This window comes from Rhodanobacter sp. UC4448_H15 (genome assembly GCF_052978265.1).
The window spans coordinates 3,386,281-3,403,874 of the sequence record NZ_CM129665.1 but is presented as its reverse complement, the minus strand read 5'-3'; the positions used below and the strand labels follow the sequence as shown (position 1 = coordinate 3,403,874).

At 69.1% G+C, this 17,594-nt stretch carries 12 protein-coding genes; 9 read left to right on the top strand and 3 right to left on the bottom strand.

The window, feature by feature from the left end; all coding sequences use genetic code 11:
* Positions 1-604: 604 nt before the first annotated feature.
* From ACVCMI_RS15765 to ACVCMI_RS15755, 3 genes are read left to right on the top strand one after another with little or no spacing between them, the layout of a single operon-like run.
* Positions 605-994, top strand: a complete 390-nt coding sequence (locus ACVCMI_RS15765) for a GntR family transcriptional regulator (protein ID WP_447098174.1) — start codon at positions 605-607, stop codon at positions 992-994.
* Complete coding sequence (locus tag ACVCMI_RS15760) at positions 991-1,887, top strand: ABC transporter ATP-binding protein (protein ID WP_447098175.1); 897 nt, start codon at positions 991-993, stop codon at positions 1,885-1,887. Before ACVCMI_RS15765 ends, ACVCMI_RS15760 begins: the two co-directional genes overlap by 4 nt.
* Positions 1,884-3,377, top strand: coding sequence for a hypothetical protein (locus ACVCMI_RS15755; RefSeq protein ID WP_447098176.1), 1,494 nt, complete (start codon positions 1,884-1,886; stop codon positions 3,375-3,377). The genes ACVCMI_RS15760 and ACVCMI_RS15755 overlap by 4 nt, the downstream gene beginning before the upstream one ends.
* Positions 3,378-3,521: 144 nt before the next feature.
* Here the strand turns inward: ACVCMI_RS15755 and ACVCMI_RS15750 are convergent, their stop codons facing one another.
* A complete protein-coding gene (locus tag ACVCMI_RS15750) occupies positions 3,522-4,259 on the bottom strand; it encodes a hypothetical protein (protein WP_447098177.1) in 738 nt (245 codons plus the stop codon).
* Between ACVCMI_RS15750 and ACVCMI_RS15745 the strand changes: the two genes are divergently transcribed.
* Positions 4,258-4,866, top strand: coding sequence for a hypothetical protein (locus ACVCMI_RS15745; RefSeq protein WP_447098178.1), 609 nt, complete (start codon positions 4,258-4,260; stop codon positions 4,864-4,866). The two genes, ACVCMI_RS15750 and ACVCMI_RS15745, sit on opposite strands and share 2 nt — an antisense overlap.
* A 112-nt stretch (positions 4,867-4,978) precedes the next feature.
* Here the strand turns inward: ACVCMI_RS15745 and ACVCMI_RS15740 are convergent, their stop codons facing one another.
* The gene (locus ACVCMI_RS15740) at positions 4,979-5,446 is read right to left on the bottom strand and encodes a Dps family protein (protein ID WP_447098179.1); all 468 of its coding nucleotides are present in this window, start codon (positions 5,444-5,446) and stop codon (positions 4,979-4,981) included.
* 138 nt (positions 5,447-5,584) lie between these two features.
* Here ACVCMI_RS15740 and hrpA point away from each other — a divergent pair, with 138 nt between their 5' ends.
* The gene (gene hrpA, locus ACVCMI_RS15735; RefSeq protein ID WP_447099528.1) at positions 5,585-9,724 is read left to right on the top strand and encodes an ATP-dependent RNA helicase HrpA; all 4,140 of its coding nucleotides are present in this window, start codon (positions 5,585-5,587) and stop codon (positions 9,722-9,724) included.
* Positions 9,725-9,733: 9 nt separating this feature from the next.
* On the opposite strand, the gene ACVCMI_RS15730 is transcribed toward hrpA, so the two are convergent.
* On the bottom strand, positions 9,734-10,204 hold the full coding sequence (locus tag ACVCMI_RS15730; RefSeq protein ID WP_395120070.1) for a hypothetical protein: 471 nt from the start codon (positions 10,202-10,204) through the stop codon (positions 9,734-9,736).
* 111 nt (positions 10,205-10,315) lie between these two features.
* On the opposite strand from ACVCMI_RS15730, the gene ACVCMI_RS15725 reads away from it, so the two are divergent.
* The 4 genes from ACVCMI_RS15725 (at position 10,316) to mrcB (ending at position 17,594) form a co-directional block, all read left to right on the top strand.
* Positions 10,316-12,433: a RelA/SpoT family protein gene (locus tag ACVCMI_RS15725; RefSeq protein ID WP_447098180.1), complete on the top strand. Its 2,118-nt coding sequence runs from the start codon at positions 10,316-10,318 to the stop codon at positions 12,431-12,433.
* A 125-nt stretch (positions 12,434-12,558) separates the two neighbouring features.
* Positions 12,559-14,265 (top strand): hypothetical protein, encoded by a 1,707-nt coding sequence (locus ACVCMI_RS15720; protein ID WP_447098181.1) that lies wholly within the window; start codon positions 12,559-12,561, stop codon positions 14,263-14,265.
* A 7-nt stretch (positions 14,266-14,272) separates the two neighbouring features.
* Complete coding sequence (locus ACVCMI_RS15715; protein ID WP_447098182.1) at positions 14,273-15,112, top strand: SDR family oxidoreductase; 840 nt, start codon at positions 14,273-14,275, stop codon at positions 15,110-15,112.
* A 172-nt stretch (positions 15,113-15,284) separates the two neighbouring features.
* A complete protein-coding gene (mrcB, locus tag ACVCMI_RS15710; RefSeq protein WP_447098183.1) occupies positions 15,285-17,594 on the top strand; it encodes a penicillin-binding protein 1B in 2,310 nt (769 codons plus the stop codon).

Below are 17,594 nucleotides of genomic sequence, written 5' to 3'. Positions count from 1 at the left end.
ATGTCGGACGTCGGGATTTCGACTTCGCTTGCTGATGCAAGCTACGTTTAGCATGAAAGGGTATTTCCGAATCGGGGTTTGACACTAATCAGGTATCGAGAATTTGATCGATATCAAGAAGCCTAAATTACCTCATTGTACGAGTAACCAAGTCATGATAGCTAGCAAAAAAAATCTATACGCAGAGGTCTGCCTTCTTGTTCTTGGCGGATTCTATCTGTGTTACCACGGTGCGGCGGCATTATTCCACATGATCGAGAGTGTATCTAGTATGCCACTAGATTCAGTTAATGCAGATTTAATGCTGGTAGAAGGGGCGTTGAGCGCGGGATTTCCCTTGGTTATAGGGCTTGGGCTGCTTATATTGGCCTATTCAAGAATAGTAAATTCAGAATTGCGCAAAGTGTAAAAGGTGGCGCCTGATTAGCTTTCTTGTCTTGAGGCGTTGGGTCATGCCTTGTGCGGCAACATCGCACGTATCCGGCCGATATCTCCAAGAAAGGAAGAGCATGAGGGGCGCACCGGCTACGCGGTAAGCCGTTGTCTGTTCCCTTGTGCAAGTCATGCTTGACGGCCACTCATGTGTATTGGTGTAATGATACACATGGATGCATCGCTGCTTACCGTGCAACCCTCCGCTTCCGAGCCGATCTATCGACAGATCGTGGAGCAGTTGCGGCGCCTGATCGCCGGTGGCCAGTTGGTGGCCGGTGAACTGTTGCCGTCGGTGCGCGAGGTGGCGGGTTTTCATGCGATCAATCCGATGACGGTGTCGCGGGCCTACGGGCTGGCCGAGAGCGAGGGCTTGCTGGAACGGCTGCGCGGCAAGGGCATGGTGGTGGCGGCAACGCGTCGTTCGGGCCAGACCGAAAGCCAGCGACTGGCTCTGCTGGAACCGCAGCTGGCGGCGCTGGCGCGGCATGCGGGAGAACTGGAGTTGCCGGCTGAGGCGGTACTGGACCGGCTCGGCCGCTTGATGAGGAGTCGAGGATGAATGCCATGCTTCACGAAGCGAATGCCGTGGACGTCGAGCCGCTAGTGGCGCGCGGGTTGACCCACTGCTACGAGGGCAGCAACGTGCTGTGCGGGGTCGATCTGGCGCTGGAGCCGGGCTCGGTGCTGGGCCTGATCGGGCGTAACGGTGCGGGCAAGTCGACCCTGATCCGCGCCATGCTGGGCCTGCTCGAACCGCTGTCCGGTGCGGCGTTCGTGTTCGGCGAGCCGGCGCTGAAATTGAGCGATGCGGTCAAGGCCCGCCTGGCCTATGTGCCGCAGCAGCCGGAGGCGCTGGCTTGGCTCACCGCGCAACAGATGCTGGATTATGTGGGGCGCTTCTACCCGCGCTGGGACGCCGGCTTTGCGCGCAACACGCTGGAGCGCTGGAAGATCCAGCCGAACAAGCTGCTGGCCAAATTGTCGCCTGGCGAACGCCAGCGCGTGGACCTGATCCGTGCGCTTGCCTCGCAGCCGGAACTGCTGGTGCTGGACGAGCCCGCCGCCGCGCTCGACCCCGTCGCGCGCCGCGAACTGTTGCGCGAGGTGGCGATGCGCGCCGGCGAGAACGGCACTACGGTGCTGTTCTCCACCCACATCGTGTCCGACCTGGAGCGCGTGGCCTCCGAGATCGCGTTCCTGCACGAGGGCAGGTTGCTGCTGCGTTGTGGCGTGGACGAGGCCAAGGAACGCTACGCCCGCCTGTGGCTGCCGGCCGCGGCAAACGTCGCCGCACCGATCCCCTCGCTCAGCCGGCGCCGCCACGACGACGGCAGCTTCAGCCTGGTGGTGGCGCGCGATGCCCGGGACCGTTGGCCGGAAGCGGCGAACCTGCCCGGCGCGCGCGTCGATGCGCTGGGGTTGGAGGATCTGTTCGTGGAGATCGCGGAGTGACGTCGTTCCTGCAATTGCTGATGCTGCCGTGGATGGCATGGTCGCAGCGCATGCGGCGCATCATCGCGAGGACCTTGCTGGTCATCCTCTGCCTGGCCATTGCCGGCTACGTCCTGCTTCGGCGCTCGGCCGGGGCCGGGCCCGGTCTGGCGCATGGCCTGGCCGTCATCGATTGCCTGTTCTGGGCCGCCGTGGTGCCGCGCGCGCTGGTGCTGGCGAACGAGGCACGCCGGCTGCGCCTGCCGGTGCTGGAACGCGCAGCGGCGATCAGCACCGTGTTGTATGCCGCGCTCACCATCGTCTTGCCAGCAGTCGTGGTGGCCATGCTGGGTGGCAGCGGCGTGGTGGCGTTGGCCGAACTTGCACTGGGTGCGGGTATCGGCATGGGCTATGCCGCCTTGCCGCTCTGGCTCGGCATCTGGGCCTGCCTGGCGCCCCTGCTCGACGACCACCTGGGTGCATGGCTGCCCATGCCGGCCAGCGATCCGGTGGGCTTTCTGCACTGGGCCGCGCCGGTGGCTGCAGTGCTGTGGGCCATGATTGCGCTGTGCTGGCGTCGGGCCGCGCGCTGCGACGACGACGCTTCGCGCTGGCTCAAACCATTGGCGTTGCGCTGGCGCGCGCTGTCCGCACAGGGCCGCAATGGCGCAAGGCTGGAAGCCGAACTGCTGCGCCGGCGCAGCTCCCGGATGCAGCCGGGAATCGATCTGCGCCGCGTCGGGCCTGACTACCTGGTGCGTGGCCTGCGCGTGGCGCTGGGAGGTTGGGGCGTGCCGCAGACGGTGGCTAGTCGCCTGCGTCAGGCTGGCCTGGTGTTGCTCAACGTGTTGTTCGCCTTCGCACTGCTGGCTGCGCTGCGCCACGTGTCGAACGATCAGCCCCGCGCCATCGCGTATACCGTCGTGCTCTCCATGCTCGCTAGCGCACCGGTCATCGCCTTTGCCCTGGGTTTGTTCGGCGCCGTGTTGGGCCCGGTGCGCGCCGACGCGCTGCGCGCCCGCTGGAGCCGCGACAATGCGGAGTTGGCGGTACTGGCCCTGCTGCCGGGCGTCGGCGGTGCCGCGCACGCCAAGCGCGCCCTGCTCAAGGCCAGCGTGCTGCCAACGCTGCTGGCGCAGGCGGCGCTGCTCGCGGGCATGCTGGGCGTGGCGCTGTGGGCGCATCTCCCCGGCGGCAATGCCGCCTTGCTGCTGCTCGCCCAGGGCGGTGGCATGCTGGCCACCTTTGCGCTGTCCGTGGCCGCGTTGGGTGGCACGGCGTGGCATCGTGGCTGGCAAAGCCTACTCATCATTGCCGCCATCGTACTGATGTTGACCACCACCGGCGCGGCGCTGTTCCGGTTCGGCGACAACCTGCTGGCGCAGCGGCTCGCCCTCTCGCCGATCTTCCTCGCGCTGTGGATCGCGCTGCTGGCGACCCTGCTGGCCATCGGCCGTCGCGGCTGGCGTGCGTTCTGGCGCCAGCCGCATCCGTTCCTGCCGCATGGGTGAGCGATGACCATGAGGAACGCCCGCTCCCGCAAGGTGACGCCGACCACCGCCATCGCCATGCCCTGGCACACCACGCATCCTTCGCTGCGCTGGATCGGCGGCGTGGTCTACCTGCTGCTGTGCATCGGTGCACTGGCCTGTGCGCTACTCATCCCGGGTCGGCATGGCTGGCTGTACGGGATGGTGGTCTACGGCTTTGGCGCGGCCTATTTCTGGCAATGGGTGATGGCCGCCCTGTTGCTGGTCAGCATCGACACGCATCGCCTGCGCATCCCCGGCGTCGGGCGGTCCACTGCGACCTGCCTGGGGTTGTATGCAGCCGCGACGATCGCACTGCCTGCGGCCGTCTTCGCTGCGCGGGGTGGCGAGGCGTCCACGGTGGCTTTGTTCACCGCGCTGGCGATGGTGGCCGGTGTCGCTTCGGTGCTGTTGCGGCGGCGATACGTCATGGCGCTGGCCTTCCTGCCGGCGCTGGCGGTCGGATTGCGGCCCGTGATCCAGCTGCCGTTTCCCGGGCAGCCCGGCTTCCTGGTGTGGGGAACGGCCGTCCTGATCGTGTTGCTCGCGGTCGACGTGTTGCGCTGGCGCCATCTGTTGCGGGCCGATGACACTCGTGAAGATGATGCGCAGATCGTCCGCTATGGTCGCCGCGGCGCGTTGGGTGGCCTGGGCGCCGCACCGCACGCCGGCGCGCCACGTCGCGCCAGCGTGGCGCCAACGCCACTGCGTCTGGCTGGCGTCGGTCCCGGCAAACCCGTGCTGGCCCTGCGCGTGGCGCTGGGCGAGGGCTACGCCCCGCAGGGCCTGCGCGGTCACGCGCGTCGCTTCACGCGCTTCGGCCTGCCGCTGCTGCTGTATGTCCCGGCGATGGCGATCGTGCATGCCGGGCGACCCGCTGCGCCAGGTCTTGTTTGGCGTGGGGATCGACGTCATCGGCTGGCTGGGCATCATGGGCGGCCTGATGCTGATGCTGATGGGCAGTCTGCTGCCTTGGGCGAGCTGGCGCCGTCGCCGCCCCGAGCTGGCGCTGCTGGCCCTGCTGCCGGGGTTGGGCGGCACCGTCGCGGCGCGGCATGCCCTGTTGCGCGCCACCCTGGGCCGGCCACTCATGCTGCAAACCGGGCTGCTCGCGCTGGTGCTGACCGCCGCGTTGCTGCTCCACGCCCACGCCACGCTGCTGCTCTTTGTCGTGCTGTCCCAGCTCGGTTGCGTCGCCACGGTGGCGGCCACGTCACTCGGTGTTTTCGGTGGCTGCCCGTTGCCGGGCTGGGGCATGGCGCTGGTGCTGGCCGGCATGGCTGTGCTGGTGTCCGCCAGCACCTTCGTCCCGCTGTTCGCCACGCTCGGGCATCATCCGTGGCACGCCGGGCATGCGGTGTTCGCGGCGTTGGCCGTCGCCTGGATCGTTGCGGCAGGTGCGCTGGGGTGGCTTGGCCGGCGTGGTTGGCAGGGCATGCGGGCACGACCGCATCCCTTCCTGGCGGTTTGAGCGCAAGGCTGGCGCGTCGTCCCGCAGCAACCGGAAAGGACGAAGATCGCGGAGTCTTCACCAACCAAAAGGCCCGTCGTCGACGGGCCCTTTCGTTCATGCCACGCGCAAATCAACGCAGCAGCGAGCGCAGCATCCAGGCGGTCTTCTCGTGTTCCTTGAGGCGGCCGGTGACCATGTCGGCGGTGCCGTCGTCGCCGGCGGCGTTGGCGGCCTTGAGGGCGTCGCGGGCGGTGGCGGCGACGATCTCGTGGCCTTCGACCAGCTGGCCGACCATTTCCTGCCACTCCGGCACGCCGGGCTCGTCCTTGATCGAGCTGAGCTTGGCGAACTGGCTGTAGGAACCGGGCGCGAACACGTCCAGTGTGCGGATGCGCTCGGCGACCTCGTCGGCGGCCAGCCACAGCGCGTTGTACTGGGTCTCGAACATCAGGTGCAGGCTGTTGAACTGCGGGCCGGTGACGTTCCAGTGGAAGCTGTGCGTCTTCAGGTACAGCGAGTAGGTGTCGGCGAGCAGCTTGGACAGGTGCTTGGCGACCGCTTCGCGATCCTTCTTGGCGATACCGATGGAAATGGCCATGGCGTGCTCCTTTGGGGGTGGATGCAATGAATCAACAGTAGTGGCTCGGCGCTCGCGCGGGAAATGAATCCTTCGGATGTTGGCGATAGTCGCCGACTATCGGGTCGAGGCGTGCCACCGGCTATCATGCGCAGTTCGATGAACGACCACTGCGCGCCCGCATCCGATCCCGCTGCCGATCCAGGCTTGCGCACCTTGCGCCGGCAGCTGGATGCGGTGTGCAGTCGCGACTTCGGTCGCCTGCTGGGACGTTGGCGCACGCTGTCGCGCCGACCCGACGAAAAGAAGATGGGGGCGCTGGCCGCCGATATCGAGCGCTCCGCGGCCAAACGCCGCGACCGTGCCGCGGCCAAGCCCGAAATCCGGCTGGACGAGTCGCTGCCGATCAGCGCGCGCGGCGAGGACATCGTCAAGCTGATCCGCGAACACCAGGTGGTGGTGATCGCCGGCGAGACCGGTTCGGGCAAGACCACCCAGCTGCCGAAGCTGTGCCTGGCCGCCGGCCGCGGCGAAGCGGGCATGATCGGCTGCACCCAGCCGCGTCGGCTGGCCGCGCGCTCGGTGGCGCGCCGCGTGGCGGAGGAGCTGGGCACGCCGCTGGGCGAGGTCGTGGGTTTCCAGGTGCGCTTCAACGACCAGGTGTCCGAGCGCAGCCTGATCAAGTTCATGACCGACGGCATCCTGCTCGCCGAGACCCAGGGCGATCCGTGGCTGAGTGCCTACGACACCATCATCATCGACGAGGCGCACGAGCGCAGCCTCAACATCGACTTCCTGCTCGGCTACCTCAAGCGTCTGGCGCTGAAGCGGCCGGAGCTGAAGATCATCGTCACCTCGGCGACCATCGACACCGCAAGGTTCGCCGAACACTTCGGCGGCGCGCCTGTGGTCGAGGTGGAAGGACGGGCGTACCCGGTGGAGTTGCGCTGGCGGCCGGTGGAAGCCGCAGGCAAGGGCATGCAGCAGGGCAGCGCCGAACACATCGCCGCCGTGCTCGACGAAATCACCCGCGACGATCCGCGCGGCGACGTGCTGGTGTTCCTGCCCGGCGAGCGCGAGATCCGCGACGCGCACCAGCTGCTGTCGCGCCGGCAATACCGCGAGACCGAGATCATGCCGCTGTACGCGCGGCTTTCCGCCGGCGACCAGGACCGCGTGTTCAAGCCCGGCGTGAAGCGCCGCGTGGTGCTGGCCACCAACGTCGCCGAGACCTCGCTCACGGTGCCGCGCATCCGCTACGTGATCGACACCGGCACCGCGCGGGTCAAGCGCTACAGCCAGCGCAGCCAGCTCGAGCGGCTGCATGTCGAACCGATCTCGCAGGCCGCCGCCGACCAGCGCAAGGGCCGCTGCGGCCGCGTCGGACCTGGCGTCTGCTATCGCCTCTACGACGAAGCCGATTTCGCCGGCCGCGCCGCGTTCACCGATCCGGAGCTGCTGCGCTCGTCGCTGGCCAACGTGATCCTGCGCATGCTGGCGCTGAAGCTGGGCGAGGTCGATGAGTTCCCGTTCCTGGAAGCGCCCGACCCGCGCGTGATCGCCGACGGCTTCCGCCGGCTCACCGAGATTTCCGCGATCGACGAGGCGCGCAGGCTCACCGCGATCGGCCGCACGCTGGCGCGGCTGCCGATCGACGTGCAGCTGGCGCGCATGCTGGTCGAAGGCGAGAAACTGCATGCGTTGCGCGAGCTGCTGGTCATCGTCGCCTTCCTCAGCATCCAGGACCCGCGCGAGCGGCCCGGCGATGCACGCCAGCAGGCCGACGCCGCGCACGCCGTGTTCGCCGACCCGAAGTCCGACTTCATCGGCGTGCTGAACCTGTGGCGGGCCTATCACGACGCCCACGAGGAACTGACCCAGTCGAAGCTGCGCGACTGGTGCTCGCGGCACTTCCTCAGCTTCATGCGCATGCGCGAATGGCGCGAGCTGCATCGGCAGTTGCTGCTGGTCGTTGAAGAGCTGGGCTGGCGCCTTGCTCCCTCTCCCCTGCGGGGAGAGGGTTGGGGTGAGGGAGCGGGGTCGCGGAAGACTTCACAGGCTGGTGCATCAAAGCTCGGAAAGAAAAGCAAAGGCAGGGAGGCTTCGCGCGAGCACCCGCCCCTCACCTTCCCGAAAAGGGGACTTCCTGCGGTCGCAATCCTCTCCCCGGAGGGGAGAGGAGGCGAACGCGAAGAACGAGTTATTGATCAGCAAGCTGCGATGGATCGCCTCTTCGAAGCGGTCCATCGCAGCCTGTTGGCCGGCCTGCCCACCCAGGTCGGCCGCAAGGACGAGAAGGGCATCTACCAGAGCACGCGCGAGCGCAAGTTCCAGGTGTTTCCCGGCTCGGCCCTGTCGAAGGCACCCCCGAACTGGATCTTCTCCGCGCAGATCCTCGACGTGGGCGGCCGCGTGTGGGGCATGGCGAATGCGCGGGTGGAGCCGTTGTGGATCGAGCAGCAGGCGGCGCATCTGTTGCGCATGCATTGCCGCGATGCGCACTGGTCGAAGAAGCGCGGCTGCGTGGTGGCGTACGAACAGGTCAGCCTGTTCGGCCTGGTGCTGGTGGAGAAGCGGCCGGTCACCTTCCAGCAGCAGGACCCGGCGCTGGCGCACGCGATCTTCCTGCGCGAGGCGCTGGTGCGCGGCGACATCGACGGCGCCGATCATGGACGGGCAAGTGCCGCGGGCGCAGGACGCGCAGGAGCGGCCGCGGATTTCGTGCGCGCGAACCAGCGCGTGCTGGAAGAGGCGCTGGGCATCGAGGCAAGGCAGCGCCGCGAAGGATTGATCCGTCACGAGGACGAACTGGTCGCGTTCTTCGAGGGCAAGCTGCCCGAAGAGATCGCCAGCTCGCGTGCGCTCGACGCGTGGTATCGCAAGGCCCGCCCCGCCGAACAGGCCGCGCTGCGCTGGTCGCTGGATGACGTGATGGGCGGTGGTGCCGCGCTGGATGCGAAGGCGTTTCCCGCCGCCATCGAGGTGCCGCAGAGATACAAACTGGAATACCGCTTCGTACCGGGTGACGAGGCCGATGGCGTGACCCTGCAACTGCCGCTGGCAATGTTGAATGCGCTGCCCGCGGCGCGCTGCGAGTGGCTGGTGCCGGGCCTGCTGGCGGACAAGGTGGCCGAACTGATCCGCGGCCTGCCCAGGGCGTTGCGCCGCAACTTCGTGCCGGCGCCGGATTTCGCGCGCGCCTTCATCGAGGCGGAATCGCCCCGCGACGAGTCGCTGGTCAAGGCGCTGGCCGCCTTCCTGAAACGCGCTACCGGCGTCGACATCGGCGCCGGCGAGTTCGCCGGCATCGAATTGCCGCCGCATTTCCTGATGCGCTACCGCCTGCATGACGAGCGCGGCAAGACGCTGGCCAGTGGCCGCGACCTGGCTGCGCTGCGTGGGCAGTGGGAAGGCCAGGCGCGTGAGGCGTTCTCGCGCAAGACCGATATCGAGCTGACTCGCGAAGACGTGGCCAGCTGGGATTTCGAGGCGATCCCTGCGCAGGTGCGTTCGGACGCCGGCCTCACCGCGTTTCCGGCCCTGGTCGACCTGGGCGAGACGGTGGCGCTGCGCGTATTCGAGCGCAGCGACGAATCGCGCGCGGCGCATGCCGCCGGCGTGGTGCGGCTGCTGCGCAACGCACTGGCCAGCGAGGCGAAGCAGGCGCGCCGGAGATTGCCGATCGGCAACGCGCTGGCGTTGAAATACGCGCCGCTCGGCGGCGTCGACGGCCTGCGCGAAGACCTGCTCGAAGGCGGCTTCACCGATCTGCTGGAACGCCACGCACTGGACGTGCGTACCGCCGGCGCGTTCGAGGCGCTGCGCACGCAGTGTTCGCGCGAACTGTTCGGTGCCGGCGTCGAGCGGCTCAAGCTGGCCGAGCCGATCATCGAGGCGCAGGCCGAGGCAAAGCCCTGGCTCGAGCCGCCGCTGCTCGGCTTCGCCCGCGCCAGCTACGACGACCTGCGCGAACAATTCGACGCGCTGCTCGTGCCTGGTTTCCTGCGCGAGCTGCCGCCTTCACGGCTGGCGCATTATCCACGCTACCTCAAGGCGATGCGCCTGCGTGGCGAACGCTTGCGCCAGGACCCGGCGAAGGACCAGCAACGCATGCTGCAGGTGCTGCCGTACTGGCGCGCGTACCTGCAACACCGCGCCGCCGGCGGCGACCCGGCCGAACTGGCCGAGTTGCGCTGGCTGATCGAGGAATGGCGCGTGTCGCTGTTCGCGCAGGAGCTGAAGACCGCCGAGCCGGTGTCGGCCAAGCGGCTGGCGAAGGCGCTGGCCGCGCTCGCGTGAGCGGCCGGATCAGCGCACGCGTTCCACGTGCACGCTGCCGTTGCAGCCGGACACGTACATCAGCCAGTTGCCCATCATCGAGGGTTTGACCTTGGTCGAGGGATTGTCGGCAGTCATGCACGACACATTGTCCGAGCCGATCTGCCGCCAGACCTGTCCGTTGTCCAGGGTGTACTCGTTGTTGCCGCTCCAGCCGTCGAAGTGGCCCTTGATGCGGGTCTCGATCTTCTCGCGCTTGGCATCGCTCGCGTAGAACACCGGCTTGCCGCTGGCACTGACCATCTTGGTGGTGGTCTTGGCGTGCGTGCGCAGCCAGGCGTCGAGATTCTGCAGTTCCTGCGGCGAGAGTTTGTCCAGGCCAGCGGCCTTGAACTCGGAAGGACTCATGCGTTGCTGCAGGTCGCCGGACGTCTGCTGCGCGTACACGGCGCAGCACGGGAGGGCCAGCAACAGCGGGAGACAGCGTGCGCGGAAGGACATGGGGATTTCCTCGAAGCCGGAATGGCGAATCCCGATTCTGCCCGCCAAGCGGCCCGAGGCCAAGCGCCGCAGGCCGCCCGCCGCGACCATGCCACTACAATGGCCGCCATCATGGCCCCGCGCACTCATTCAGGCAGCCTCGCCGCATGGCGCAAGCGCGCCGACACGCTGTCACCCGATCTGGCCGATGCGCTGGAGGCCTGCGGCGAGCATCCGGTCGACCAGGCCGAGTGCGGCGACACCCTCGACCTGCTCGGCATGCTCGGTTGTGACGCGTCGACCCAGGCGGCGGCGTTGTGGTTCGAGCTGGCGCGCGTCGATCCGGCGTTGTGGGCTGCGCGCGGCCCGGGCCTGCCGGCGGACGTGCAGCGCCTGGTCGCCGGCCAGCAGGCGGCCGAACAGGTGTGGACCTTGCACGCGCAGCGCGCACCCGGCGGGGCGACCGAAGGCCTGCGCCGGCTGTTGCTGGCGATCGTGCGCGACCTGCGCGTGGTGTTCGTGCTGCTGGCGCGCCAGCTCGCGCGGATGCGCGCCGCGGCGTCGCTGCCGCCGGAGCAGGCTGCCGCGCTGGCGCGGTTGAGCCGCGACATCCATGCCCCGCTGGCCAACCGGCTCGGCATCTGGCAACTGAAATGGGAGCTGGAGGACCTGGCGTTCCGCCACCTGCAGCCGGACACCTATCGCCGCATCGCCCAGCTGCTCGACGAGCGCCGCGTCGATCGCGAGGCATTCATCCGCCAGTCGCTGGACGAGCTGAAACAGGCGCTGGACGCCGCCGGCCTGCAGGCCGACCTGGCGGGGCGGCCCAAGCACATCTACTCGATCTGGAAAAAGATGCAGCGCAAGTCGCTGGATTTTTCCGACCTCTACGACATTCGCGCGGTGCGCGTGCTGGTCGACAGCGTCACCGAGTGCTACGCCGCGCTGGGCGTGGTGCACGCGCTGTGGCCGCACCTGCCGAACGAGTTCGACGACTACATCGCGCGGCCCAAGCCCAACGGTTACCAGTCGCTGCACACCGCGGTGGTCGGGCCGCAGGGCAAGACGCTGGAGGTGCAGATCCGCACCCACGAGATGCATCGCGCCAACGAACTGGGCGTGGCCGCGCACTGGCGCTACAAGGAGGGTGGCGGCAGCGACGCCGAGTTCGAGGCCAAGATCGCCTGGATGCGCAAGCTGCTGGAGCCGCGCAGCGGCGACGACAGCAACCTCGCCGCCGAGCTGCAGACCGAGCTGCTGGAAGACCGCGTCTACCTGCTCACCCCCAAGGGCGAGGTGTTCGACCTGGCACGTGGCGCCACCGTGCTGGATTTCGCCTACCTGGTGCACACCGAGGTCGGCCACCGCTGCCGCGGCGCCAAGGTCAACGGCCGCATCGTGCCGCTGACCTTCCAGCCGCAGAGCGGCGACCGCGTGGAGATCCTCACCACCAAGGTCGCCGAACCCAGCCGCGACTGGCTCTCGCCGCACCATGGCTACCTCAACACCGCGCGGGCGAAGGACAAGGTGCGCGCGTGGTTCCGCCGCATCGCGCACGACGCCAACCTCGGCGTCGGGCGCGCCATGCTCGAGCGCGAACTGAAGCGCCTGGCGCTGCCCGCCGCCGACATCGGCAAGCTGCCCGCCCAATTCCACCTGCAGACGCAGGACGAGCTGCTGATCGCGCTGGCACTGGGTGAGGTCACGCCCGGCCAGATCGCCCGCGTGCTGCAGGAGTCCGTGCAACCGCCGCCGCCCGCGCCGGCACCGCCGCCGGCGCGGCCGGCCACGCTGGACCAGGGCGCGCTGAGCATCGAAGGCGTCGGCAACCTGCTTACCACGCTGGCGCGCTGCTGCCAGCCGCTGCCGGGCGACGCGGTACGCGGCTACATCACCAAGGGCCGCGGCGTTTCGGTGCATCGTGCCGATTGCGGCAGCCTGGCGCGGCTCGCGCGGCGCGACCCGGACCGGGTGATCGAGGTGAGCTGGGGCCACGTCGCCAGCCAGGCTTACGAGGTGGACATCGAACTGCGCGGCTACGACCGCAAGGAGCTGCAGAAAGACGTCACCAACCTCATCAGCAACGCCGGCACCCACATCATCGCCTCGTCCAGCCGCTCGCGTCCGCAGACCGGCGAAGTGGAGATGCGCTACACCCTGCGCGTGCGCGATTTCGAACAGCTGTCCACCCTGCTGGGCAAGCTGCTGGCGCTGCCCAACGTCACCGAAGTGCGCCGCATCAGCGCCTAGCGCGGCGCCGGGCGCCGAGCCGCCCTCGCCAGCAGCGCTGGACGCTGAACGCCGGTATCGCGCAGGCCGGGCCGTCCGGTCGCGCGATGTTAAGCTGCGACCGCTTATCGCCAGTGCCATGAATCATGAGCAGCCGCCGCAACCCGCATGATGCCCGGCCACCGAACCGCAGCGAGCCCACCCTGGGCGACCTCGATCAGGTGGAGGGCAAGCCGCGCGCGTCCGCTGCCGATGGCCTGCCGCGGGTCACCGTGGAAAGGCGTCGTGCCCGCGGGATTCGCACCGCGGCATCGCGCGGGCGTCGCGGCTGGCTGCTGCCGATCTTGATCCTGCTGGTCGTCGCGCTCGGCGCGGCGCTCTGGTTCAGCCAGAACCGGCTGCGCGGCATGTTGCCGCGCACCGACCTCAACAGCGTGCTGGCGCAGGCGCAGCAGGCGCTGGACGCGGGCCACCTGGATGGCGAGGACGGCACCAGCGCGCGCGAACTGTTCCAGCAGGTGGCGGCCAGCGAGCCGGACAACGATCGCGCCCGCGACGGCCTGCGCCAGGTTGGCCAGGCCGAGTTGTCGCAAGCCGATGCGGCGCTGCAGGCAGGCCGGCTGGATGAGGCCACCCAGCGCGCCACGGTCGCCCGCGAACTGCTCGGTGGCGGGCGCGACGTGGATCGCCTCGACATGCTCATCCGCCAGGCGCAGGCGGGCCAGATGCACACCGGCGACCTGGTCGACCAGGCCAAGCAGGCATTGGCGCAGGGCAAGCTGGATGGTGCCGACGGCGCCGGCGCGCTCTACCAGCGCGTGTTGCGCACCGACCCGGACAACGCAGTGGCCGCGCACGGGCTGGACCAGGTCGCCAACGCGCTGGCGGTGCAGGCACACGACGCGCTGGAGGCGGGCGACCTGGCCAAGGCCGATCCGCTGGTGCTGCAGATCGCCGCGCTGCGGCCGAACAACGGCTCGCTGCCGGCGCTGCGCGCGCTGCAGGCGCAGCGGCGCCAGCAACAGGATGGCGCGGTAAAGGATGCCATTGCCCAGGGCCGTGAGGCCTTGCGCGACGGCCGCATCGCCGGCTCCGGCGACGACACCGCGCTGGCGCACTTCAGGGCTGCGTTGGCGCTTGATCCGGACAGCGAGGAGGCCAAGGCCGGGCTGGGCGACGTGGCGCAGGCGCTGACCGTGCAGGCGAATGCGGCGATGGATGACGGCGATCGCGCGCAGGCGGCCAAACTGCTCGGCCAGGCGAATGCGCTGGCGCCGAAGTCGGCCGATCTGGCCGCCGCCCGCGCGCGGCTGCAGAGCAAGCCGCCGGCGAGCAAGCCACCCGCGGACGAACCCGCCGAGACGGTGCACGCGGCCGACGAGGCCCCGGTGGTCGCCGCCGCGTTGTCGCCGCAGCAAAGCGCAGCCGTGGCCCAACTGGTGCAGCGCGCGCAGCAGGCCACCGCCAGCGGCAACATCATGATGCCGCCCGGCGACAGCGCGTACGACCTGTACCGCAGCGCGCTGGCGATCGACGGCAACGACGTGCTTGCGCGGCAGGGCCTGCAGGCCTTGCCGGGCCGGGTCGAACAGTTGTTCAAGCAGGCCCTCGCGGCCGGCCAGCTGAAGCAGGCCGGCGACATGCTGGCCAACCTGGGCGAATTGGCGCCGGGCGATCCGGCACAGCTGGGGCTGAGCAACCAGCTGGCCAGCGCCTGGGTCGATCGGGCCCAGCAGCAGCTCGATGGCGGCGACCGCATCGGCGCCGGCCAGTCGCTCGCGCGCGCGCGTAAGCTCGCGCCCAACCATCCGCGCGTGACCGAGCTCGCCGCGCGACTGCAGGGCAATCCGTGAGGCCGGCATGACGGTGCTGGTCGTCGGCGGCAGCAGCCAGATCGGCCACTTCGTCCTGCCGCACCTGCGCGCCACCGGTGAGCCGGTGCTGGCGCTGAGCCGGCATCCGCGGCCCGCGCGCGACGGGGTGCAGTGGCTGCGCGGTAACCTGCCGCACGACATGCCGACGTTGCCCGAACTGTCGGCAATCATCAGTTTCGGTCCCTTGCTGGCGTTGGCCGAATGGCTGGCCCGTGCCAGCCTGGTCGGCGCGCCGAGGGTGGTGGCCACCAGTTCGATGAGCGCCGAAAGCAAGCGGGATTCGGTGGTGCCGGCCGAGCGCGCGATCGCGCGCCAGCTGCGCGAGGGCGAGGCTGCGCTGGCCACCGCCTGCGCCCGCCACGGCTGCGCGTGGACCGTGCTGCGGCCGACCCTGGTGTATGGCGCCGGGCTCGATCGCAGCCTCACCCCGATCGCGCGCCGTGCGCTGCGCACGCGGTTGTTTCCGATCCCGGCCGCGCGTGGCCTGCGCCAGCCGGTGCATGCCGACGACGTCGCGCAGGCAGTGCTGGCCGCGCTGGATTGTCCCGCCTCGGCGGGACGCATCGTGCCGATCGGCGGCGGCGAACGGCTGCCGTATCCGCAGATGTTCGCGCGCGTGCGCGACAGCCTGCCGCGCGCCACCGTGACAGTGCCGCTGCCAGCCTGGTTGTTGCGGCTGCTTGCTCGCACGTGCCCGCCGCTGCGTGGCCCGCTGAGCCGGCTGGACCGCGATCTGGTCGCCGACAACGGCGAGTTGCAGCGCTTGCTGGGCATTCACCCGCGGCCGTTTCGGCCGGATGCGGGGACGTGGCAGCCACCGGCGTAGGGCGGGCATGGCCCGCCGCCCGGAACGCCAAGGCATGCCCAAAACCGGCGGGCAGTGCCCGCCCTACCATCCACATGCCCGGGAATTGCCCGCAAAACCGCCGCGGCGTTCATGGGCGCGCCGGGATGCACGCCCTATCATCGGGAAACCTGATCGCCGGATTCCGCCGCCCTTGAGCTTCCTCGACCGTACCCGTTCCCTCGCCCGCCGCAGCTGGCCGTGGCTGCGCATTCCGTGCTGGATCGGCCTGGGCCTGCTGGTCGGTTTCGTGTTGCCGTACGTGCTGGTGCTCAACAAGCGCGTGCAGGATCGTTTCAACGACCTGGTGTTCGCGGTGCCCACGCGGGTGTATGCGCGGCCGCTGCCGCTGCAGGCCGGCGAGCCGATGACCAGCGCCGCGCTGGAACTGGAACTGACCTTCGCCGGCTACAGCCACGACGGCAAGGGCCAGGTGCCCGGCAGCTGGATGAAGCAGGGCAGCCGCTACACGATCTCCTCGCGTGGCTACGCCGGCCCCGACGGCGGCGAGTTGCCCAAGCGCATCGTGGTGACCCTGGGCGGCGGCGAGGTGGCCTCGGTGCACACCGCGGCGGACAAGCAGCCGATCAAGCAGACCCATCTCGACCCGGCGCGCATCGCCACGCTGTACGGCGCCAGCCAGGAGGAGCGACGCTTCGTGCAGTTGCGCGACGTGCCGCCGCTGCTGGTCAAGGGCCTGCAGTCGGTCGAGGACCGCAATTTCAAGAACAACATCGGCATCGACTTCGGCGCGATCGCGCGCGCGGCGCTGGCCAACCTGCGTGCCGGCCACACCGTGCAGGGTGGTTCCACGCTGACCCAGCAGCTGGTGCGCAACCTGTTCCTGAGCCGCGACCAGACCTTGACGCGCAAGATCAACGAGGCGCTGATGTCGCTGCTGCTGGAGGCGCACTACAGCAAGGGGCGCATCCTGGAGGCCTACGTCAACGACGTGTTCCTGGGCCAGCAGGGGGCGCAGGCGGTGCACGGTTTCGGCGCCGCGTCGGAGTTCTATTTCGGGCGCCGGCTGCAGGAGCTGCGGCCGCAGGAGATCGCCTTGCTGGTCGGCCTGGTGAAGGGGCCGAGCTACTACGACCCGCGCCGCGCACCCAAGCGCGCCCTGGCGCGGCGCAACCTGGTGCTGCAGGAGTTCTTCGACACCGGCCTGATCAGCGCCGCGCAGCTCAATGCGGGCCAGGCTGCGCCGCTGGACGTGATCAAGAACGGCCAGCTGCCGCACAACCGCTTCCCCGCGTTCATGGATCTGGTGCGCAAGCAGATCACCACCGACTTCGACGAGAAGGCGTTGCGCGAAGGCAACCTGTCGATCTTCACCACGCTGGACCCGGCCGCGCAGCTGTACACCGAGCAGGCGATCACCAGTTCGCTCAAGGGCCTGGGCAAGCGCGGCGACGGCGTGCAGGCGGCGGCGGTGGTGACCGATGCGCACACCGGCAGCGTGCTTGCCGTGGTCGGCAACCGCAATCCGGGCGAGCCGGGTTTCAACCGCGCGCTGGACATCCGCCGGCAGATCGGCTCCACGATCAAGCCGTTCGTCTACCTGGTCGCGCTGACCCAGCCCGAGCGCTGGAACCTGGCCAGCATGATGGACGACAGCCCGATCAGCATGCGCCAGCCCAACGGCAGCATGTGGACGCCGCAGAACGACGACCACCGCAGCCATGACCCGCTGATCATGGTCGATGCGCTGGCGCATTCGTGGAACCTCGCCACGATCCATCTCGGCATGGCGGTGGGCTTGCCGCGTATCCGTGCGTTCCTCGAATCGTTCGGGCTCACCGACGTCAATCCCAGCCCCTCGCTGCTGATCGGCGCGCTGGACCTGTCTCCGCTGCAGGTGGCGCAGCTCTATCAGTATCTGGCGGCGGATGGTCACGCCTTGCCGCTGCTGGCGGTGCGCGGCGTGCTCGACGGCAGCGGCCGCACGATCAAGCGCTACCAGGTGCAGCCCGGTCCCGGCGAATACCAGGAGGCGGTGCGGCTGACCACCTGGGCAATGCAGCAGGTGGCCGAGTACGGCACCGCCAGCGCGATCGGCAACTCCGCGCTGGCCTCGCTGCACGCCGCCGGCAAGACCGGCACCAGCAACGACATGCGCGACAGCTGGTTCGCCGGCTTCACCGGCGACCACCTGGCGGTGTTCTGGATGGGCCGCGACGACAACAAGCCGACCACGCTGTTCGGCGCCAGCGGCGGCTTGCGCGCCTGGCGCGACCTGTTCGCCAAGCTGCCCACCACGCCATTGTCCGCCGCGCCGGGACCGGGCCTGGAAATGGCCTGGATCAACCCCGCCGATGGCCGCCGCACCGAGCCGCAATGCCAGGGCGCGCAGCAGGTGCCGGTGGTCGCCGGCAGCCTGCCGGCCGATGCCGAGGGCTGCTTCTGGCAAAGCCTGTTCGGCGGCGACACCGCCACCCCCGCTCCCTCGACCACCACGCCGTGA

What these genes read in the sequence shown, in the direction of transcription:
- ACVCMI_RS15765 (WP_447098174.1), top strand. Translation starts at nt 605, where the DNA reads ATGGATGCATCGCTGCTTACCGTGCAACCCTCCGCTTCCGAGCCGATC.
- ACVCMI_RS15760 (WP_447098175.1), top strand. Translation starts at nt 991, where the DNA reads ATGAATGCCATGCTTCACGAAGCGAATGCCGTGGACGTCGAGCCGCTA.
- ACVCMI_RS15745 (WP_447098178.1), top strand. Translation starts at nt 4,258, where the DNA reads ATGCCGGGCGACCCGCTGCGCCAGGTCTTGTTTGGCGTGGGGATCGAC.
- ACVCMI_RS15750 (WP_447098177.1), bottom strand. Translation starts at nt 4,259, where the DNA reads ATGCACGATCGCCATCGCCGGGACATACAGCAGCAGCGGCAGGCCGAA.
- ACVCMI_RS15740 (WP_447098179.1), bottom strand. Translation starts at nt 5,446, where the DNA reads ATGGCCATTTCCATCGGTATCGCCAAGAAGGATCGCGAAGCGGTCGCC.
- hrpA (WP_447099528.1), top strand. Translation starts at nt 5,585, where the DNA reads ATGAACGACCACTGCGCGCCCGCATCCGATCCCGCTGCCGATCCAGGC.
- ACVCMI_RS15730 (WP_395120070.1), bottom strand. Translation starts at nt 10,204, where the DNA reads ATGTCCTTCCGCGCACGCTGTCTCCCGCTGTTGCTGGCCCTCCCGTGC.
- ACVCMI_RS15725 (WP_447098180.1), top strand. Translation starts at nt 10,316, where the DNA reads ATGGCCCCGCGCACTCATTCAGGCAGCCTCGCCGCATGGCGCAAGCGC.
- ACVCMI_RS15720 (WP_447098181.1), top strand. Translation starts at nt 12,559, where the DNA reads ATGAGCAGCCGCCGCAACCCGCATGATGCCCGGCCACCGAACCGCAGC.
- ACVCMI_RS15715 (WP_447098182.1), top strand. Translation starts at nt 14,273, where the DNA reads ATGACGGTGCTGGTCGTCGGCGGCAGCAGCCAGATCGGCCACTTCGTC.